Origin of the sequence: Ilyomonas limi (genome assembly GCF_005233845.1) — a bacterium.
Lineage (GTDB): Bacteria > Bacteroidota > Bacteroidia > Chitinophagales > Chitinophagaceae > Ilyomonas > Ilyomonas limi.
Map to the genome: position 1 here is coordinate 241,690 of NZ_SZQL01000001.1, position 22,318 is coordinate 264,007.

The following is a 22,318-nucleotide window of genomic DNA, read 5'->3' on the forward strand; positions in this document are numbered from 1 at the left end:
GTTTTCTTTTTAAAAATCAGGACTATAACTGTTCAGTTCGGCAACCGTTTTGTTGCGTTCATTCAGTGCATCTATATAGCTTGCCTCCAGGCTGATGGCCTGGTTGATAAGCATTGCCCATTCTAAATAACTGATGGCGCCGTTCACAAACTGCAATGTTGCATTTTCGTAAATAACCGCTACCTGTTTTGTTACTGCCTGCCGGTAATTATTCAATGTTTGCTCTTGCTTTTGGTATTGCAGTATCAACTGTTGCAATGCGGCTTTTTGCAAAGCCAGTGTATCGGCATATTCCGCCTGTACCGCCCTGTACTGCGCCTCACTGCCGCGGATACGGGCATTGAGTGATTTGCTGAAAATAGGAATACCAATGCCTGCTATCACCGAAGAGAACCGTTTCGAAGCATTGAAATATTTTTCTGTTCCGTTTACATGCTGATAGCCGATAATAGATTGGTTGGAATAACCTGCATTGAGTAATGGCAGCTTCTTTGCACGATTCAGTTTAATTTCCTGCAAGGCAATATGTTGTTGCTGTTGCTTGCGCAATATTGCCGGATATTGACTGACAAAAGAAGTATCGGGCAATGACAGTAAAGGAGTGATGGATTCACTTTCTTCGGGCAGCCATAGTGTATTGCTGTTAAGCAAATAGCTAAAGCGGTTCTGTACGATGCGAAAATCTGCTGCTGCCTGTTGCAGTTGAATAAGCGCCTGCATACGTTGTGTTTCTGCTGAAGTCTTTTCCAGCACGTTCACTTCACCGGCATTAAAGCGTTGTTGCTGCCGTTGCAGAAAAGCAGCATAAATACTATCGGCTTTCGTTAGCAACTTTATTTTTTGCAGCATTGTTGCCATATCGTAATACAAAATGGTAACTTCTTTTTTTATATTCAGCCTGACAACTTTTTCATTCAACAGCCCGCTTTTTGTATGTGCCTCATACAAGGCCCTTTGCCGGTTGTACACCTGCGGAAAAGCCATAGATTGCGATACGTTAATACGGGTATCATTAGCAATAGAATTCATTTGTCCATACTCTGCCTGTACAGTAGTAAAAGGAAGGTCCCAGGCTGTGTTTTCGGTTCGCTTCAACACCGCTGTTTGCAATCTTGCCGCCTGAATGCTTAGGTTTTGGTTTAATGCAGTATCAATAGCCGCCTGCAAGGAAATAGTATGCTCCTGCGCACGTACTGCAAGCGATGATGCGCCGGTAAGTAAGAACAGTATAACGATAGCTTTTGTACTAATGTTTTTTGATAAAACCGCTTTGTGTTTACGCTTTGTTTTGATGTTTTGAAATACGCCATACAATACCGGCAATACTACCAGCGTAAGCAATGTGGCACTGATTAAACCGCCAATCACCACTGTTGCCAATGGTCGTTGCACCTCGGCGCCCGCGCCGGTACTGATTGCCATTGGTAAAAAACCAAGTGATGCTACCGAAGCTGTCATTAATACAGGACGAAGCCGGTTGCGTGTGCCTTCTTTGATGCGCTGCAAAGGGTCTTTTATACCATTTTTTTCCAATTGGTTAAATTCGCTTAAGAGTACAATGCCATTTAACACAGCAATACCAAACAGGGCAATAAAACCAACACCTGCCGATATACTAAAAGGCATACCGCGTATGAAAAGCGCAAACACGCCGCCAATGGCAGAAAGGGGAATAGCCGTAAAAATGAGCAGGCTTTCGCCGAGTGAATGAAAGGCAAAATACAGCATGATAAAGATGAGTGCGAGTGAAACGGGTACGGCAATGCTCAACCGTTGTTTGGCTTCTATCAGGTTTTCAAACTGACCGCCGTACGTAACGTAATAAGCCGGTGGAAGCTTGAGTTGTGCAGCCATTTTTTCCTGTAGTTCTTTTACTACTGTTTGCACGTCTTTTCCGCGCACATTAAAGCCCACGGTTGTTCTCCGTTGTGCATTCTCGCGTTGTATCTGGTTGGGTCCTACTTTTATCTGCACATCAGCTATTTGCTGCAACGGAATCTGTTCGCCGCGCGAAGTAGGAATCAGCAGGTTTTGAACATCAGCCAGATTTTGCCGTTCCGCATTTGCTAAACGAACCGCCAGATCGAACCGGCGCTCATTTTCATACACTTGCCCTGCCACCGCGCCGGCAAACGCCGATTGTACAATGTTGTTTACATCGCTGATGGCAATACCATATTGCGCAAGCGCCTGGCGGTTGTAATTGATTTCAATTTGTGGCAGCCCGGTTTGCGATTCTACATACATATCTTTTGCCCCTTCAATCTTGCTGATGATGTTGCCAATGCGCCCGGCATAATGCGCCAATGTATCGAGGTTTTCTCCAAATATTTTACAGATCACATCCTGCCGTCCGCCGGTCATTAGTTCATTAAAACGCATTTGCACCGGAAACTGAAAGCCGGTGGTAATGCCGGGCACTTCTTCCAAAGAAGTACTCATTTTTTCGGCGAGTTCATCAAAACTTTTGGCAGAAGTCCATTCCTTTTTTGGATTCAATACTACCATCATATCCGATGCTTCCATTGGCATCGGGTCGGTAGGTATTTCGCCGCTGCCAATCTTGGTCACTACCTTTTGCACTTCGGGAAATTGTTGTAATAAAATACGCGCCGCCTGTTGTGTTGATTGAATGGTAGTAGTGATCGAGCTGCCGGTTAATACGCGTGTATCCACTGCAAAATCTCCTTCTTCCAGCTTTGGTATAAACTCACCACCCATGTTGAGGATGATGTACAGTGCCACCGAAAACAGGCTTGCCGCCAGCAACAAAACCGTCCCGGGAAAAGAGAGTGCTTTTTGCAATACAGGCCGGTACCAGCTTTCAAACCGCTTCATCATTTTATCGGAGAATGTTTGCTTTGTAATAAGTTTTTTACTCAATACCAAAGAACTCATCATGGGCACATACGTAAGCGAAAGCAGGAATGCGCCTATAATGGCAAATATCACTGTTTGCGCCATTGGCTTAAACATCTTTCCTTCTATGCCTTGCAGCGATAAAATGGGGAAGTAAACAATAAGAATAATGATTTGTCCAAAGATGGCAGCATTCATCAGTTTGCCGGCAGCATGTTCCACTTCGGTGTTCATTTCCTCCTGACTCAACTGCAGTTTATTCTTGAAAAGACTCTTTTGATGCAAGTGGTGCATCACTGTCTCTACAATAATCACAGCGCCATCTACTATCAGCCCAAAATCAAGCGCACCAAGGCTCATTAAGTTGCCGCTTACACCAAAGAGATTCATCATACTGATGGCAAACAACATGGACAATGGAATGATGGAAGCCACAAGCAAGCCTGCTCTTATATTGCCCAAAAACAGCACTAATATAAACACCACAATAAGCGCTCCTTCAATGAGGTTTTTTTCTACTGTGCCAATTGCATTGTTGACCATTTTGGTTCTGTCCAAAAAGGGCTCAATTATTACCCCTTCGGGCAGTGTTTTGGATATATCGGCAATCTTAGCTTTTACATCTTTTATTACTTTCGAAGAATTGCCACCTTTTAACATCATCACTATTGCACCGGCAACTTCACCCTGATCGTTGTAAGTCATAGCGCCATAGCGCGTGGCAAAACCAATCCCAACTGTAGCAATATCGTTGATGGTAGCCGGTGTGCCATCAGGCAGTGTTTTTACAACGATACTTTTTATATCTTCTTCCTGCTGCACCAATCCTTCACTTCTGATAAACAGCGCGGTTGGACCTTTTTCTATGTAAGCACCGCCGGTATTCTGGTTATTGTTTTGCAACGCATTAAACAAATCGGAGATGGTGAGGTGATAGCTTTTCAGCTTATCAGTATTCACTGCTATTTCGTATTGCTTTAGCTTGCCGCCAAACGAACTGACATCGGCAACACCGGGCGTGCCTAAGAGTTGCCTTCTCACAATCCAATCCTGGATGGTACGCAATTCTACGGGCGTATATTTTCCTTCGTAGCCCCGCTTGGGACGAACCACGTATTGAAAAATTTCGCCCAAGCCGGTAGTAACCGGCCCAAGCGTTGGCGTGCCTAAACCCTCCGGAATCTGGCTTTTGGCTTCGGTCAGCCGTTCACTTACCTGTTGCCGTGCCCAATACACATCGGTCTTATCATCAAATACAATGGTGATAATAGAAAGTCCGAAACGCGAGAATGAGCGTTGCTCAATGATGCCGGGAATATTGCGCGTGGCAATTTCTATGGGGAAGGTGATAAGCCGTTCTATGTCTGCTGCGCCCAGCGAAGGCGAGGAGGTAATAACGAGCACCTGATTGTTGGTAATATCCGGCACCGCATCTATCGGCAACCGGGTAACGTTATAAATGCCCCAGCCAATGAGTGCCAGTATAAGCATACCCACAATGAGTTTGTTGCGGATAGAAAATGCAATAATTCTATTAAGCATGTTGCTGTTTTCTGAAATAAAAAAATGGAAAGTCTCTCACAAATGAGGTATAAGCTGCAAGCTGGAAGCAATGAGCTTCGGGCTATCAATAACATACATGATATGTTTTGATAGCACAGCATTAGTCAGAGCGCTACCACTCTTCTACTAAAGCATTTTACAGAGCAACAGTATCTCAATAAATTATCTGTACTTATCTATGTCTGCCAGCGGGCAGGCATGTCATCTGTGAGAACGAAAGCAAATAATCCTATGCCTCAGCGGCCCGGGGAGGTTGAAAAATAGTATTAATAATTTGAGAAGGTTGCCAGTCACCCTTAAAGCTTTGATATTGCTTTTCTATTTCGAAAGCCGGTGCAGGAGGCACAATAGTAAAACCGGGTATTGGTATAGAAATGCTATGACTTGCCAGGAGCACGCCGGCACAGCTTTTAAACGGTAGCTGCATATCCCGTGCATAATCGGGGTTACGCTCATCGCTGTTGAAGTAATGCTCACGGAGGTAAGATAAAAAAGTAAGGCTTTCATCGCCGCCTTTATGCTCGCGGTAATGCTCTAATAAAACAGGCGCCTTGAACAACTGGCACAGTTCGGTGCCGGTGAACAGTTGTAAGCAAAGTAAAAATATAGCAATAACTCGGCGCAAATTGGTTTGTTTAGCAGGTACAAAAATAAGTCTGGACGAGGATTTTAGGAGAACTTTCTGGTGTGGCAGATTGTTCGGTGCGATTTTAAGAATTAATTTACCGCATCCGGTGTGGCAGATGATAACTGTGGTGAGTGAGTCCACGCGCCATAGCAGCAGAAATCTGCACTATTATATTCTAAAGTAAAGCACCTGCTGTAAGTACTTACAGCAGGTGCTTTACTCTTTTACCATATTCTTTTACTTCGTTATGCCATACTTTGTTTTATAACGTTCATACAACTGCTTTTGCTTATTGTCGAGATTGATTTCACTGCCTTTGATGAAGGCGTTAGTTATTTTATTTGTTTCAATATCCAGCACATCGCCTTCGCTTACAATGATGTTGGCATCTTTGCCAGCTTCGAGCGAGCCGGTGGTTTTATCTATACCGAGAATTTTGGCAGCGTTGAGTGTAATGGCTTGCAATGCCTGCTCTTTCGTTAAACCAAAACCTACTGCTACCCCGGCATTAAACATCAGGTTGCGACCGCGATTCATTTCATCAAAATCATTAATGCAGTATAACACACCAGTTTCTTGTAGCTGGTAGGGCAGCTTTGCATACATATCAATATCATCGTCCTGCATTACAGGCAGCGTATGCATTTGGTTTAGTACCACTGCTATGTTATTTTGCTTCAGGTAATCTGCAATTTTATAGCTGTCGGTACCACCCACAATTACGGTGCGAAAGCCAAACTCTTTTGCCAGTTCTACCGCAATCATCATTTCGTTTACAAGATTGCAATGCACAAAGAATATTTTAGAACCATCAAACAAACCTTTTACTGATTCAAACTTGATATTGGTTTGGACATGTGTTGGCTCATTCAAATATGCTTTTGCTTCGCGGAAAAAAGTTCGTACCCCATCAATCTGGTCGTAGGCTTTTTTGAGTAAATCTGTCGCTGGACTTTTGGTGGATTGTGGCGCTAAACCGGGCATGCGAAAATGAATGCCATTATCCATTTTATACACCGCATCTTCCCAGTTCCAGCCATCCAGTTGCATTACCGAAGAAGTGCCGCTGAGAATGCCGCCATCGGGTACTACATTAGCCAATAAAACCCCATTGCTGCGAACCGTATTGATGATTTTTGAATCGGTATTATACGCCACTACCGAGCGCACATCGGGGTTCAGGTTGCCTATTTCATCCTCATCCCTTTCTGCCCGTACGGCGCCAATTTCTATCAATCCAAGATAGCTGTCGGCTAATATTAGACCTGGGTAAACCTGCTTGCCAGTGCAATCAATTACTTTGGCATCACTTGCTGGCGCAGCGGTTCCTACGCTGGTTATTTTGCCATTGGTAAATACAATGGTCCCATTATTAATTACCTGACCGTTACCTACATGGATGGTAGCATGCGTTAAAGCAATGATGCCTTGCTGCGGCGGAGCAGGTAGTACATTGGCTTGTGAAAAAGCGGTTGAAAGACTTGTTGTTAAAAATATGATGAATGCTATTTTTTTCATGGTTTGATTTTTTGTGTTTAAAGTTTAAGGTTTAATGTTTAAAGTTGGAGTGGCACGAGGCACTTCTTTTTTCGTATCCCGCTTATTTTTGTGGTTAGGAGGTATTCAATAAATTTTTGAATGCAACTGCTGATGTAAATGATATGAGCATATAACTCATTGAATTCTTCCTGTAAAAGATACTTTCTGTCTAACACACGGTAAAGCTGTGAGCGCACTTCGCCCGCAGAACCTTTTGCATAGCCTAAGAAAACAATAAATCCAGCTCTGCTGCCCCTTTCAAATCCTTCGGCAATGTTATCCATAATAGAGCCGCTTGCCCTGTCTGTCTGGTCTATTAGCCCGAAATTATTTTTAAACTTTCCACTATCAATAACATTTCCAATCACGTTATAAAAGCTTCTTGCCAGCTTCCATGCTTCAATCTCTTCAAAACATTTAATCATTGCCATAACATTAAACATTAAACTTTGAACGTTAAACCTGTAAATTGTTATTGAATCCCCGAACTAACACGCCTGTCTTCTTCACATTCGTTAATCACATCCGGTGTAAGTACCGCAGGTGTGGTTTTGGCGCCGCCTTTCTTGGCAGTCAGCATTTTTTGAATGAGGCGATTGCGTTCAGCGGCTATGCGTGTGCGCATGATGGAATCTCTTCCCCTATCAAAATACTCGATGCCATCTACCCATGTTTTTTCTACCGTGGCATACACGCTCAATGGGTTCGCATTCCATAATACTACATCAGCATCTTTACCTACTTTAATGCTGCCGACGCGGTCGGCGATATGCAGCATAGTGGCAGGATTTAATGTGCAGGTTTTAAATGCCTGTTCTTCGCTTAAACCGCCATATTTGATAGACTTTGCAGCTTCCTGGTTGAGGTGCCGCGCCTGCTCGGGATCATCGCTGTTTACGGCAACAGTTAAACCTACATCAGTCATCAAAGCAATGTTGTACGGGATAGCATCCTGCACTTCGGCTTTATAAGCCCACCAGTCGCTAAAGGTGGAAGCATAAGCACCGTGTGCTTTCATCTTATCAGCCATTTTATAACCTTCCAGGATGTGCGTAAAAGTATTTACGGTAAAGTTGAAAGAGTCGGCTACATGCAGCAGCATATTGATTTCGCTTTGCACATACGAATGGCAGGTAATGAATCGCTTGTGATGGAGTATTTCGGAAAGCGCATCTAACTCTAAATCGCGCCTTTTATTAGCGTCCATTTTTTGATAATCTTCAGCACGGGTAAAAGCATCTACCAATACTTGCTCAACACCCATGCGTGTATCCGGAAAACGGTTGTTATTGTTAACGAAAGTGCGCTTTACATTTTCGCCCAAAGCAAACTTGATAAACGGGTCCCAATCTGCAAACTTCAGGTCTTCGGCATCCTTACCCCAGCGCATTTTTATCAGCTGCGTTTGTCCGCCAATGGTGTTGCAGCTACCGTGCAGGAGGTGCGCGCTGGTAACGCCATCTGAGAGCTGGCGGTATATCTGAATATCCTCGGGGTCTATTACATCCGCTACACGTACTTCGGAGGTAACGGATTGAGAACATTCATTGACGCCACCGGTGATGGCAATATGCGAGTGTTCGTCAATAATACCAGGCGACAAATACTTGCCGGTTGCATCAATTTGCTTAGTGCCCGATGCGCTTATATTTTTACCAATAGCTGCAATTTTTCCACCTTTAATTAATACATCGGTATTGGGTAAAATGCCAGCGGATTCATTCGTCCAAACAGTTGCATTTTTTATGAGTATATCTTCCTGCTTCGGCATTTCGGCAAAGCCATAGCCATTAAATGGATAATACACTGTTTTATTAATATCCTGCTTCTTTGCCGTATCTTTTTTAGCCGTATCTGCTTTGGCTATATATGCACTGTTGTACAGCATATTCCAGGTTAACGGCTCGCCGTTAGCTGCATAGCCGGTGCCCACCCAGGTGTTGCCACTGATGATGCCGGTTAAGTGATTTACTTTGCTGCTATCCGTTTTATTGCTCCAGCTAAGATTTACCGAATTGTTAAGGATATTAATTTTTATATCGGTTTTAGCAGTATCGCCGGAAGCTTTCAGCGTGGCAGATATTTTGCCGGGTTTGCCGCCTACTTCTACCGTATATTCTTTGGTTTGATTTGGCTGCTTTACAGTCAGTTTGTAATTGCCGCGATAGTCATTCCAGCCGGCATCATCAATAATAAATTTTTTGCCCTGAATCCAGTTTTGCAAAAACACCGTGCTGTCTTCAAATATGGGTCCGGTAGCGATGATAAAATTTGCGAGCTTACCGGCATCTAAACTGCCAATTTTATCATACACACCAATGAGTGTAGCCGGTGTTTTGGTTAATGCATCCAAAGCTTTGGTGGTGCTCAAACCATTATCAATGGCTTTGCGCAGGTTTTGTAAAAATTCTTTGCTGGTAGTGCCGCTGGCAGTGAGGGTAAAATTGAGTCCTGCCTTATCAAACATACCGGGTTCGAGCGGCGCCATTTCCCAATGTTTCATTACACTTAATGCCACCAATCTTACAGCATTCGGGTCTTCTACATCTATCGCATCGGGAAAGTTTAAGGGCAGAATAAAAGAGGCTTTGGTAGCTTTCATTTCGTCCATACGCTGGTACTCGTTGCCACCGCCGCGAAGGATATAGGGTACGCCAAATTCGTTGGCTATCTTTTGCGCGCGCAATACATTCCATTTATCGGCAGCGTCAAAAATTTGTGGTAAAGATTGGTTATTATTCCATGCTTCGAGTGAAAGATTAGTGCCTTCGCTGGTAGACTTTTCCTTTTGTACAGGCGTGAGGTTTTTATACCATTGTGCATCTAAATATGTTTGCCGCAGCAGCGCAATCGCGCCCATCAGCGAGGTGGGATAATCCTGTGTGGAACTGCCCTTATTAAAAGAATAAAAAGCGGCTGCTTTATCCTTCAGCATATCCATATTCTCCTTATCATCACTTAGCGTTACCAGCGTACCGGTACCCCGCGCAATGCCATCCTGCACATGCGATACGACAGTGCCAAAGCCCATGCTGCGCAGGTCTTTGGCTTTATCGTCATTTACCTTAAACAGTTTGGAGGCGTCGGTTTCCGGCCTAATGGCTTGGTTCCAGCCATACGCGCCTTTGGTATTGCTCACCATTTGCTGGCTAAAGCCGCTACGTTGCGGCTGCTCCTGCGGCGCTACACCGTAATCGCTGTAGAGATCTATAAAAGAAGGATAAATATACTTGCCCTTGCAGTCTATCACGGCGGCATCTTTGGGCACCGCGCCTCCATTTTCGATGCTGATGATTTTGCCTTCTTTAATGATAAGCGTTGCGTTGGGAATGGTGGTTTTTGAATCCTTTACCACCGTGGCATGGGTAAAAGCAAAATAGTTGGTTCGATAGTCGTGTACGCCATTCACCGGGAATGTTTCCTGCGCCGATGCTGCCATAAACAGGCATAGGCACCAACAAAGCAGTCGGTATTTTTTCATGTACAAAATATTAAAATGAAAAGATAAGTAGCGCTGCAAATGTAGAGGTTAGGAGGAAAGAATGACATTTCAACAAACGGTAGTTTTTCATCAAACTGTTACAAGCAGCAGCTATGTTCAATATAAATAGATAAACTGGATTTGTTGACATTGATGTTGTAAGAATATAATGAAGACCTCAACGCTGGGATTAGAAAATAAAGAATAATTGTTTAGCCAAAGTGAGCACAGAGGTTAAAATCAACAAAATTTACTTTGACTCTGAAGATTAAAGTACTGGGCTAATAAATACCACTACTGGACACTTATTTACTATCCCTTAGCTGTTTGAAGTTTTTCGATAATTTTATTCATCTAAAATTTAATGCCCATGAGAAAACACTACTTATTATTGGTGCTTTGCAGTATTTGCATATCTGCCTTCTCCCAGACCGGCAGGCAAATATCAGGAACCGTTACCGCTTCCGGCACCAAACAACCACTTGACAAAGTAACGGTAACAGAAAAGGGAACCAGAAATTTTACGCTTACCGATTCGCTGGGTAATTTCAGCATGGTGCTGAGCACCAATGACGCAACGCTGGTATTCTCATATATTGGTTATCAGGACCTGGAAATTAAAGCAGGTAATGCTACCAATGTGGATGTGCAACTGCTGCCCAACACCAGCGATCTGAGTGAAGTGGTAGTAACTGCTTTAGGCATCAAGCGCGAACTGAGAAGTTTGGGCTATGCTTCGCAGCAGGTAAGCAGTCAACAAATAACACAATCTAAACAGCCTAATCTCATCAATGCACTGCAGGGCAAAGTAGCCGGCGTTACGATCTCCAGCACCGGCGGCGGACCTGGCCAGAGTGCCAGCATTTTAATAAGAGGTATCAATTCTTTAGACCCCGGAAAAAATAACCAGCCGCTCTTTGTAATTGATGGATTGCCCATAGATAATTCCACTTTTACAACCGGCACTGAAGGCGGCCGAGGTGTGCAAATGCCTAACCGCGTATCCGATATTAACCCCGAAGATATTGAGAGTGTAAACATTTTGCGCGGCGGTGCGGCTACGGCTTTGTATGGTTTGCGCGGGGCAAATGGCGTTGTAGTCATTACCACTAAATCGGGGCAGGCAGGCACGCTGAAAGTAAATTATTCTTCTACTTACAGCATTGATAATGTAAACAAGATACCCGATATACAACTGAAATATACACAGGGCTTTTCCGGTGAGTATGACTCAAGTAACTTTTGGCCGGCATGGGGGCCAACGATAGCAGAAGCAAAAGCAATTGATCCCTCTCATCCCGATAAACTCTTTAATAACTGGAAGCGGGCTTATCAAACAGGGCATCAGTACAAGAATGCCGTGACCTTCTCGGGTGGCAGCGAAAAAGCTACTTTTTCTTCCTCGCTCTCGCACTTCAGGCAGGACGGCACTATTCCTTTTACCTGGTACCAGGATGTAACTGCCCGCGTAAATGGTCAGTTGAAATTCAGTGATAAATTTCGCATGGGTACGTCCATCATTTATGCAAATACCGATGGTAACTTTTACGATGCCGACCGCTACAACGAAGAACTGATTTACTGGGCGCCCCGATGGGATGTAATGGATTATAAAAAACCGGATGGCACACAAAAGACTTATGGCAACGGCAACCCGGTGTACCTTGCAGCTACCAACAAGTTTCGCACGAGAGTGGATCATGTGATTGGCAGTCTCAACTTTGCGTATTCGCCCTTTACATGGCTTACCGCCAGCTACCTGCTGGGTATGGATGAATATAGTGATGCCCGCACGGCAACTGCACCGGGCCCGCAAGGTATTCCCGGTGAAATACCAGGCGAAGACAATGGGTTGGGCTTTGTGCATGAATACCGGCTGAATTATCACCAGTTGAATTCTAATTTACTCTTAACCTTTGATAAAACCTGGGCAGGAAAATTCCAGACTACTTTACGCATTGGTAATGATGTATTGAATAGAAAGCTCGACCGTACCAGTGCGATTGGCGATGAACTGGATGTATATAATTTATTTAACCTGAGTAATGCAAAACAAGTAAGCATTGCCCAATATAAAGAAAACTACCGCATTGTGGGCGCCTATGGCGATTTAACGCTTGGCTACGATAATTTCTTATACTTAAATCTCACCGCTAGAAACGACTGGACTTCCACCCTGGAAACAGCTAACCGCTCATTCTTTTATCCATCGGTAAATCTGAGTTACATTTTTACCCAAAACCTCCAATTGCCTGCATGGATTGGATACGGGAAATTGAGGGCTTCGCTTGCCGGTATTGGTAAAGATGCAGCACCCTATCAAACCAGCATTACCTATTCGCCTTCGTTTGGTACGCCGGTAAATGGGGTAATTGGCTGGAGCCGCGATGATAATGGTGGTATTGCTTCATTACAACCAGAGAAAACAACATCATTTGAAGCAGGAACCGATCTGAACTTTTTCAAGGACCGGGTTGGATTGAATTTTACCTGGTATAAATCTAATAGTAAACAGCAAATTATTCCGGTGTCCACCGCACCTTCTACCGGCGGCACTTCGTTTACGCTTAACTCGGGCGAAATAGAGAATAAGGGCGTTGAACTCACCCTGCGCGGAACGCCGGTGAAAACTAAAGATTTTAATTGGGATGTAACTATTAATTATTCTGCCAACCGAAGCAAAATATTATCTATTTATCCCGGATTGGCAGAAATTGTAGTGGGTAGCCAGTTTGGTTATTCCAATTCTACTGTAACCATGAAGTATGTGCCGGGGCAATCGGCAGGCGATATTTTTGGTACGCCGTGGGCAAGATATAATGATACAAAAGATCCTTTATATTCTGATAAAAGCCTGCCTTTGCTGATCGGCGATGATGGCTTCCCGGTGCTAACACCTTATTCTACACAACGCGTGTTGGGCAATGCGTATCCAAAATGGATTGGCTCTATTGGTAACACCTTTAACTATAAAAACTGGAGCCTGTACATGCTTTGGGATGCCAGGCAGGGGCTGGAGAAGTACGACCAGTTCTCCAACTTTATGGCAGCATTTGGTATATCTGAGATAACACTGAACAGAGACCAGACGATTGTATTTGATGGCGTGCTGGCAGATGGTACCAAAAACACCAAGCCCGTTTACCTGGGGCAAGGTGTTGGCCCGGATGGTGTGGACTATAGTGCCGGCTATTACCGCAACCGATACCGGGGCATTGCCGAGAATTTTGTAGAAGATGCATCGTGGGTGCGGCTGCGATCAGCTTCGCTGTCTTATACATTTCCCAATAAAATGTTTGGCAACTCTATTGTAAAGAACCTGAGCCTTGGCGTTACGGGCAACAACCTGCTGCTCTTTACCAAATACAAAGGCTTCGATCCCGAATCAAGCTCTACGCCTGCAGGCAGCAATGCCAATGGCTTTGCCGGCTTTACGTATCCTGCCTTGCGCAGCGTTGTCTTCTCCTTAAATGTTGGCTTTTAAAAAGAAACTACTTATGAAAAAATTATTGCGATATAGTACCGTTTGCCTCCTTTTACTTACCGCTTTCGGCAGTTGTAAAAAGTATTTAGACATCAATAAAAACCCCAATGCGGCCGAAGAGCCGCCCATAAGCGGCTTGCTGGCAAATACCACTTACAATACTGCTTATGAAGTGTACAGTGCCAGCAACTATACTTCGTATTACGTGCAGTATTTAGCATCGCCCAACCCTGCCAGCGATGTGGATATATATAACACCGTTGACCCCAGCACTACATGGTATCGCTTTTACAACATTATGACCGATTTGTATGATATGCGGAAATTTGCTGTGCAAAAAGGGCAAACCGATCATGTTGCCATAAGCGATATACTAATGGCTTTGCACATCAATATGGCTACCAACCTCTGGGGGGATATTCCCTATAGTGAGGCATTTATTGGCGTTAATAACTTAACACCTGCATTTGATAATCAGCAGGCTTTATTTGATACCGCTTTAAATATGCTTGATGCTGGTATTACCCTTTTGCAGCCGATAAACGATACAACAATAGTAGACTCTACCAGCGATTTTATTCACAATGGACAAACTTCGGCATGGCTTAAAACAGCCCATGCTCTTAAAGCCAGAATGTTGAATCAACTATCTAAAACGAACTCTTATAGCCCTGATGCAGTACTGGCAGAACTACAAAATGCTTATACTTCCAACAGAGATGATGCACAGGTTACTTCTTTTGAAGTACGTAATCCCTGGGCGCAGGTAGCTTTAGATAATGCAGGCTTGGACCTTGATGGCTGGCTGTCTGCTTATTTTGTAGGAGTTACCAAAGATTCTATTTATGATGTATTTGACCCCAGGCTTCCCTTAATAGGGACCATTACGCGTTATGGTGACTATCGCGGCACACCAAACGGTAAAGGGCGTACTGGTACCGGTACCGAAAATAAAGAAAGCTATCTTGCCGTAGGTGGCTGGTATTCCTCCGATAACTCGCCTTTGCAGATTATTACGTATTCGGAATGTAAGTTTATAGAAGCAGAAGCGCAATTTAGAAAGGGCAATAAAAATACGGCTTATGCAGCGTATATGGAGGGTATTACAGCCAATATGGAAAAGATGGGCGTTGCTGAAACTGCCATTACAGACTATACCACCAATCCTGTGGTGGCGGTAGGTGCGGATGCACTTACCCTGCAGCGCATCATGGCAGAAAAATATGTAGCTTGTTTCCTGAGCCCCGTAACCTGGGATGATATGCGCCGGATGGATTATGACTACAAAGGTTTTATGCTGCCGCAAAATGCTGCTTTAAACACCTTTATCCGGCGGTTGAGCTATCCGGTAAATGAATCTTCGGCCAACAGCGCCCATGTGCCGGACGTGCAGCTTACAGATAAGTTGTGGTGGGACCAATAATGTGAGTAGCGAGTTGTGAATTATTGTAGGTCGAAAGCTTAAAATAAGTAGTGTTGAAGGCAGTGTGAATACAATATGTGAAGGACATAAAAAATTAGTTTATAAAAAAGTACCTGGATTTTAAATTCAGGCACTTTTTTATATGTATTATGACTATAAAATACCCGGTATGAACAGGACCAAACCAATGTATAGCTTGTTAAGCGCTTTTTTATTGGCAATATGTATTGCATTTACTTTACCCGCCTGTACTGCCAAAACAGATGATGCTTCCATTCAGCAACGGGTGAATGAGGAATTGAAGAAAGACCGCGCAGGTGCGGCATTAAATGCAACAGTAGATAACGGTGTAGTTACCATTACCGGTGAGTGCAGCGGCGATAACTGTGCGCAAGATGTAGCCGACAAAGTAAGAAAGATGCAGGGCGTAAAGGACGTGCAAGTGCAGGTGATTGCCAAACCTTAGTATCAATTTTTATGAAGCATCTTCCATAGCTCCCGAACTGATCTCAACGGGTTGTTTGCAATTGTTACCACACGCAAAGCAATGCCAGATTTGTTCTGCAGCTTTTGTTTTATTGCCAAACAATTTATTGATTAATACAGCAAACAGATTAGTCTCTTTTTGTGGTATGTCAACCATTTGGATCTCGTGGCTGCTGCAATGGGGGCAGGCATAATGCGGATGTTTATTGCCTGCTGCCTGCTTTAATATTTCGACAGCACGGGGCACCTGCACTTTTGCCACCATCAGTTTAATGCCGCCAACCGCATTAGCAAGTATCGGATCAATCGTTACAGTGTATTCATCCTTCAGCCAGCAATTGATGTGCTGCTGCTGCAAATTGCCCATAGCGATATGCGCTTCTACATAATTATTGAAAGACTGTACGGGAATAAATTCCATATTGCTCATGCTTTAGTAATAGCTTTTACATTTATAAGAAAAGATATACAATTAATAGTTCACGAAAGGTTAAACCTATACGCGCCGTTTGAGCGGCGGGTAATGCGGTGTAATACCATTCTCAAATAAGTTACACTGCATAAGCTGCAAGCAGGAAGCTTAGAAGTAAGTATTTGCCGGTGAAGAACACCGGCAAAGGCATGAAATACTATTTTCAATTAAGTTGCCCTATATTTAAGCTGCAAGCGGGAAGCTTAGAGCTTTGAGTCAGGCATATATTATGCTACTTGATCTCACCGCTGCCGGTGTTCTTCACGATAAGTAAAGTATTTGCCGGTGAAGAACACCGGCAAACGCGTGAACACCGGCAAACGCATGAAAAAGGTTCGAAATTTTATCTATCCACCCTTGTAATAGCTGCATTTTTTGTGTACTCCTCCCATAGCTCGCTGAATGTTTTACCGGTATGCTCTCTGGCAAAATCATCTGTATATGTTTTGCTCCGCATAGCAGCATCCAGTTGCTTTACAAAATCTTTATCATGGTTTTGCTCTATCCATACAAAAAAGCGGGCAGTAATGCGGTAGCTGTTATCATAGTTTTGCTTTGCATTATATTCAGTCAGTTTCCAGTTGGCACCGGCATTATCTACGCCCATTTTATAACGCACATAATCGGCAATACCTTCTGTTATCCAACCCGGCCCGGCGTCATCGGGATATGCCTGCACAATATGCATTACTTCGTGCGTTACCACATCAATATCGCCGGGGTGCTTGTGAAACCATTCCGGGTTAAAACGTACTATATCGCCGCTGGTAGCTGCCACACCATCATAGGCCGGGTCTATAATAAATGTTACTTTTTTTGCCGTATTCGGGTTATACATATCGGACTCTTTAGGATATACTGCAAAGAAAGCATCTATCAGGCGCTGCTTTACAGTAGCATCAAGTGCAGTGTCTTTATTAATAAACAGCAAGGTATATTTCCCTTTGGTAATGCTATTGGTGGATATCGTTTTATATTCCTTTGCGGTATCCTGCGCGGAAGAAGAAATGACTGCTGCCAGCAATATGCATAACAGCAAAAAAGAGACTTTTTGATTTTTCATTAGTTATTATTTGAAAAAGAATACGGATAATCTTTTGCATCGGTGCCTTTTGAAGTGTTAGGTTTATTGCCCATTACCACACTAAAGCTGCCGCCAGCTTGTATATCGGGCTGGCTTATCCAGTTATGTGTGTACTGCTTACCATTTAATGTAGCACTTTGCACATAACGGTTGCTATCGCTGTTGTTGGGTGCACTAATAACAAACTGTTTCCCGTTATCCAATGTAAGCGTTACTTTTTTGAACAGCGGCGTACCCAGCACATACTGGTCGGTTGCAGGGCATACGGGATAAAAACCTAATGCCGAAAATACATACCATGCAGAGGTTTGCCCGTTGTCTTCATCGCCGCAATAACCATCGGGTGTGGCTCTGTATAAGCGGTTCATTGCTTCGCGCACCCAATACTGTGTTTTCCACGGTTCACCGGCGTAGTTGTATAAATAAAGCATGTGCTGTATAGGCTGGTTGCCATGCGCGTACTGCCCCATATTGGCTATCTGCATTTCGCGTATTTCGTGTATCACACCCCTATAATAACTATCATCAAAAACGGGTGGCATTTTAAAGACAGAATCGAGCATATTTACAAATACCTTTCTGCCACCCATCAAGTCAATCAAGCCCTGCACATCATGAAATACGCTCCACGAGTAATGCCAGCTATTGCCTTCGGTAAATGCATCGCCCCACTTGAATGGATTGAAAGGCGTTGCAAAAGTGCCATCTTCGTTTTTGCCGCGCATCAGGTTGTGCGAGGAATCAAATAAGTGACGATAGTTCTGACTTCTTTTTGCAAATACATCAATTTCTGTCTGCGGGCGCTTCAATGCTTTCGCCAATTGATAAATGGTAAAATCGTCATACGCATATTCCAATGTGCGCGCTGCATTCTCTCTTATCTTTACATCATAAGGCACATAACCCAGTTTGTTGTAATAGGCAACGCCGGTTCTGCCGGTACCTTCGGGACCTTCGTTGTTGGCACCATGCACCAGTGCTTCATACAGGGTGTTAATATCGTAGCCACGCAAGCCTTTGATATACGCATCCGATACCACTGATGCGGAATTATTGCCTACCATTACATTGGCATAACCGGGACTGCTCCATTCGGGCAAGAAGCCACCTTCTTTATAATCGTTAATCAAGCCTTCCTGCATCTCTCTGTTGATGGATGGGAACATGAGATTTAGAAAAGGATATAAAGCACGGAACGTATCCCAAAAGCCGGTGCCTGCAAACATATAACCGGGTAACACCTGCCCGTTGTAAGGACTCCAATGTACCGGCTTACCATTAGCATCTATCTCATATAATTTGTTGGGAAACATTACCATGCGATATAAGCAAGAGTAAAGTGTACGCACCTGATCTACGCTGCCGCCTGATACGGCTATTTTACCCAGCACTTTGTTCCATGCAGCTTTGGCTTTCCGTTCTACTGTTTCAAAATTGTCGTTACCTATTTCCTTCAGGTTTTGTGCTGCCTGTTCCGGGCTAATGAAAGAGGAAGCTACTTTTACATTTACCTGTCCGCCTTTATTTTTTATGCTAAAGCCCACCAATGCGCCCACATGATCCTGCTGCATTTCCAGGCTATTTTTTTCCAGCACGCTATCGTGCCAGGTGTAGGTAATGGTAAATGGCTGATCGAACTCCATTACAAAGTAATTTTTGAAATTGGTGAGCTTGCCGGCAGCGTATTTGGTAGAATAACCAACAATCTTATTCTCTCCCGGAATTACCTTGATATATGAACCTTTATTAAAAGCATCTACTACTACAAAGGCGCTATCGGTTTTGGGAAAAGTAAAGCGAAAACGTGCGGCGCGTTCGGTAGGCGTTATTTCGGTGGTTACATCGTGGTCGGCAAGATATACGCTGTAATAATAAGGCTTTGCCACTTCGGCTTTGTGTGAAAACCAGCTTGCACGGTCGTCTTCTTTAAACACTGCGTTGCCGGTCACCGGCATAATGGCAAACTGACCATAATCGTTCATCCATGGCGAGGGCTGATGCGTTTGCTTAAAGCCTTTTATTTTATCGGCATCATACGTGTATTGCCAGCCGCTGCCCATATTGCCCGTTTGCGGTGTCCAAAAGTTCATGCCCCAGGGCACAGCAACAGCAGGATAGGTATTCCCGTTGGAAAGTGAAGGTTTGGAATCGGTGCCCATTAAGGTGTTTACATATTCTACGGGGTCTTGTACTTCATTAACCAATTGTGCATTGGTGATAGTGCATACACACATGCACATCATTAATACAAAAAAGCTTTTCATGTTGTTTTATTGGTGTTTTTTGTTTGAATCACAAACCTGCCTGTTGGCAGACAGGGCGTCAAAGTAAAGAAGATTCACAAAGAAGTATCTTGCTTATTTCAAAATTCTTTATGCTCAGCGCACTTTCAGCTAAATATGTTTAGTGTAGGATAAATCTGTTTAGGTTGTAAGTGTTTTTGAGTGTGATTTCTTATAATCAATTATTGTTTTCCTTTTTTCTCCTGAAAGAAAAAGTAACAAAAAAGTATGAATGTATTGATGTCTTTTTAATGGTATTCATGAGAATGCTTCGCTTAGTTATTTCGTGAACTACTATTTTCTTTTGCCTCAATGAGCTACTCCGTGGGTTCAAGGACGGCATGATCGCTCCGCGCGTTTGTCCGGCCAACGCCTCCACTTACTCTAAGATGGATTTTTGTTATTGAGTTTATGGTTTGGCTAATATAAAATATTCTTGACCTTAGCGCCTTTGCATCTTAGCGGTTCAACAAAAAACTACCGATCACCTGCCACCTGCCACTTATATGTTGCAGCAACTGAAAGGAGTTGACTTCAAATGAAGCATTGTATTGTTGGGTTGCATATTCTTTCCAGGCTTCTTTAAATTGTTGCAGATGCAAATCGCGGTAAGCAATGGTAATGTGTGGCGAAAAATGGTATTCATTATTACTAATGAATTCTTTAGAATAAGCTTTTGCAAACTGATGCAACACTTCTTTTTGTAAATGAACAAGTGGTTCGTTCATTACCGGCTGCACATATATTACCGGATTGTGTTTGTTGCTGAAAGCACCAAAGTCTTTTATTTCCTGCGTAAAAGGAGGAGTGGCAATATTCATTTCATTAAACCACTGCAATACCTCTTCGTGCATGTTTGCAGGCACTTTAAACGGTGCCTTGAGTGTGATGTGCGATGCCGTTCTTAATGCCCCTTTGCTTTGGAAACGTTGTGCCATATCGTTTTTAAATCGTATGATTTCCTCATCAATTGAATAGGGCAGCATAATGGCAATAAAGTAAAGCTGTTGCTGTTTCATGTTATTTATTATACGTCAGCCTGTAAGGCGTTTATTACATTTTTGTGCCGGTGTATATTTGCCTGAATAAAATTTTATTGATAGAAACTTATTACCACAGCACAAAGGGAGTATAGGCACGGTGGAACACAGAGTAATTAAAACATACTTTGTGAATTTTTGTGCCGTTGTGACTTCGGGATTCAAAAAGAAGCAGGTGGCTTATAAAAATTACAAAGGCGGCATATACAGCCGCCTTTGTATGTTGTGTTAATAAGAGCATATTTAATCGCGTGTTACCAGTCCTTCGTCATTGCTGGGCAATATAACACTGTCTGATGCATAAGAAGGTTCAATGGCAATCGCCGTGCCGGTGGTAATAAAACTTACCAAATGATTGCTAAGACGATTTTTATCGGTGTAAAACAAACCATGTGGCGACCCTTCATAATTGATGCACTGGTTAACAGGTATCAGTTTGGAAGATTGCTGGCTGCTGGTTTCAGGCGGCACTATCTTATCGGCATCGCCATGAATGATGAGCGCAGGCACATTGATGGCGGTTGCATCTTTACGGAAATCGGTATAGCTGAATGATTTGATACACTCCAAAGTAGCCCTTGGCGATGCCATTGCTGCAATAGTGCGATAATATTGCAGAGAGGCGTCGCTTACCGGATGGCTGAGGAAATGAACACCAAAAAACTCTTTACCAAAATTGTCTAAAAAACCAATGCGATCTTCCTTTACGCCTGCGAGCATACCATCTATGGCATCTGCCGGAACACCGTCTGGGTTATCATCTGTTTTAAGTACAAAAGGTACTATCGAAGATACAAGTACTGCTTTGCTAACCCTTTCGCCGCCATACCTCGTAAAATAACGGGCTACTTCGCCGCCGCCCATAGAGAAGCCCACCAGCGTTATATCATTAAGATCCAGTTGCTCTATCACTGCACGTAAGTCGTCGGTTAAAGTGTCGTAGTCGTAGCCAAACCACGGACGGTCGGACATACCAAAGCCGCGGCGGTCGTAGGCTATTACACGCAAGCCTGCATTGATTAGATCATCTACCTGGTATTCCCACATTTCTTTACTTAATGGCCAGCCATGTATCAATATCACGGGCTTGCCGGTACCATAATCAAAGTAAGCCAGTTGTACTGCTTCGCCGGTGGTCTTGTCTGTTGATTTTATAAATTTCATAGGAGGAGTTTTTAGATGTGTAAGAAGCAGTAGTAAAAGTATGCCATTTTTAAAGAAGGATTTGATAAGGAATAGAACGAAGGTACCAAGACAATGGAAAGACATATCCGTTTTTAACCAAATACAAAATCAGATTTATATTTACTTTATGCTACCTACAGATTCCGTACAAAGCCGCCGCTGAGTTTGATTGTATTTAAGTTTTTGTACTGGCGGCAATTGCGGAATGACGGTGTCAATTATTACATTAGTAGAAAATAATTCTCCGCAGGCACTTAATAAAACATTCGTAGTATATTTATCCATCTATATTTACCGCTGCTGCTTTTATAACCGCCACACTTATACTTTGCTTTAAATCTACATTAAAAAGACGAAGGATGGACGCAGGATGAACGAAGGAACTATGGCTTTACTATAACTTTATCATAAAGCATTCTACGCTATGGCCAAGACTACTGACCCCTTATTTAAACAGGTGAAGGGTACCATTGGAAAGCAAATCGTAATAAAACAATACGGTGATACAACAGTCATCAGCAAGCACCCGGACATGAGCAGGGTGAAGCCGAGTAAACTGCAGCAAAATGGCAGAAAGCTGTTTGCCGAAGCAGTGGCTTATGCAAGAGCTGTTAACAGGAATCCCGAGCAAAAAGCGACTTATATACAAAAGGTACCCTGCGGGCAAAGTGTATATCATTATGCATTGAAGGAGTACTTGGAGAAGAACAGGGAGGGGTGATATCCTTGTATGAGTTTGTTGCAATTGCAACATTATCAGCAGCGATTTTTGATTGCAGAACTATGAAGTTA

At 43.4% G+C, this 22,318-nt stretch carries 14 protein-coding genes; 4 read left to right on the plus strand and 10 right to left on the minus strand.

Annotated features, from left to right (window positions below; genetic code table 11):
* Positions 1-9: 9 nt before the first annotated feature.
* The 5 genes from FC093_RS01010 to FC093_RS01030 all read right to left on the minus strand — a co-directional run bounded on the left by FC093_RS01010 (position 10) and on the right by FC093_RS01030 (position 10,070).
* The gene (locus FC093_RS01010; protein WP_137259874.1) at positions 10-4,401 is read right to left on the minus strand and encodes a CusA/CzcA family heavy metal efflux RND transporter; all 4,392 of its coding nucleotides are present in this window, start codon (positions 4,399-4,401) and stop codon (positions 10-12) included.
* A 250-nt stretch (positions 4,402-4,651) separates the two neighbouring features.
* Entirely contained in the window at positions 4,652-5,047 is a 396-nt protein-coding gene (locus FC093_RS01015) for a hypothetical protein (RefSeq protein ID WP_137259875.1), read from the minus strand.
* Between the two features lie 240 nt (positions 5,048-5,287).
* Entirely contained in the window at positions 5,288-6,568 is a 1,281-nt protein-coding gene (locus tag FC093_RS01020) for an amidohydrolase family protein (protein ID WP_137259876.1), read from the minus strand.
* 38 nt (positions 6,569-6,606) lie between these two features.
* Positions 6,607-7,020, minus strand: a complete 414-nt coding sequence (locus FC093_RS01025) for a four helix bundle protein (protein WP_137259877.1) — start codon at positions 7,018-7,020, stop codon at positions 6,607-6,609.
* A gap of 41 nt (positions 7,021-7,061) precedes the next feature.
* Positions 7,062-10,070 carry an amidohydrolase family protein gene (locus tag FC093_RS01030; RefSeq protein ID WP_137259878.1) on the minus strand — a complete coding sequence of 1,003 codons (3,009 nt, stop codon included), beginning with the start codon at positions 10,068-10,070 and terminating at the stop codon, positions 7,062-7,064.
* A 370-nt stretch (positions 10,071-10,440) separates the two neighbouring features.
* Between FC093_RS01030 and FC093_RS01035 the strand changes: the two genes are divergently transcribed.
* The 3 genes from FC093_RS01035 (at position 10,441) to FC093_RS01045 (ending at position 15,443) form a co-directional block, all read left to right on the plus strand.
* On the plus strand, positions 10,441-13,554 hold the full coding sequence (locus tag FC093_RS01035) for a SusC/RagA family TonB-linked outer membrane protein (protein ID WP_137259879.1): 3,114 nt from the start codon (positions 10,441-10,443) through the stop codon (positions 13,552-13,554).
* A gap of 13 nt (positions 13,555-13,567) precedes the next feature.
* Positions 13,568-14,977: a SusD/RagB family nutrient-binding outer membrane lipoprotein gene (locus FC093_RS01040; protein ID WP_170970952.1), complete on the plus strand. Its 1,410-nt coding sequence runs from the start codon at positions 13,568-13,570 to the stop codon at positions 14,975-14,977.
* Positions 14,978-15,146: 169 nt separating this feature from the next.
* Positions 15,147-15,443: a BON domain-containing protein gene (locus FC093_RS01045; RefSeq protein WP_170970953.1), complete on the plus strand. Its 297-nt coding sequence runs from the start codon at positions 15,147-15,149 to the stop codon at positions 15,441-15,443.
* 9 nt (positions 15,444-15,452) lie between these two features.
* On the opposite strand, the gene FC093_RS01050 is transcribed toward FC093_RS01045, so the two are convergent.
* The 5 genes from FC093_RS01050 to FC093_RS01070 form a co-directional block, all read right to left on the minus strand.
* The gene (locus FC093_RS01050) at positions 15,453-15,884 is read right to left on the minus strand and encodes a putative signal transducing protein (RefSeq protein WP_170970954.1); all 432 of its coding nucleotides are present in this window, start codon (positions 15,882-15,884) and stop codon (positions 15,453-15,455) included.
* A gap of 394 nt (positions 15,885-16,278) precedes the next feature.
* The gene (locus tag FC093_RS01055; protein ID WP_137259883.1) at positions 16,279-16,998 is read right to left on the minus strand and encodes a basic secretory protein-like protein; all 720 of its coding nucleotides are present in this window, start codon (positions 16,996-16,998) and stop codon (positions 16,279-16,281) included.
* The gene (locus FC093_RS01060; RefSeq protein ID WP_137259884.1) at positions 16,998-19,283 is read right to left on the minus strand and encodes a GH92 family glycosyl hydrolase; all 2,286 of its coding nucleotides are present in this window, start codon (positions 19,281-19,283) and stop codon (positions 16,998-17,000) included. The genes FC093_RS01055 and FC093_RS01060 overlap by 1 nt, the downstream gene beginning before the upstream one ends.
* 476 nt (positions 19,284-19,759) lie before the next feature.
* Positions 19,760-20,320, minus strand: a complete 561-nt coding sequence (locus FC093_RS01065) for a 2'-5' RNA ligase family protein (RefSeq protein WP_137259885.1) — start codon at positions 20,318-20,320, stop codon at positions 19,760-19,762.
* Positions 20,321-20,584: 264 nt separating this feature from the next.
* Positions 20,585-21,505, minus strand: a complete 921-nt coding sequence (locus FC093_RS01070) for an alpha/beta fold hydrolase (RefSeq protein WP_137259886.1) — start codon at positions 21,503-21,505, stop codon at positions 20,585-20,587.
* 445 nt (positions 21,506-21,950) lie between these two features.
* Between FC093_RS01070 and FC093_RS01075 the strand changes: the two genes are divergently transcribed.
* Complete coding sequence (locus FC093_RS01075) at positions 21,951-22,247, plus strand: hypothetical protein (RefSeq protein WP_137259887.1); 297 nt, start codon at positions 21,951-21,953, stop codon at positions 22,245-22,247.
* Positions 22,248-22,318: the final 71 nt, after the last annotated feature.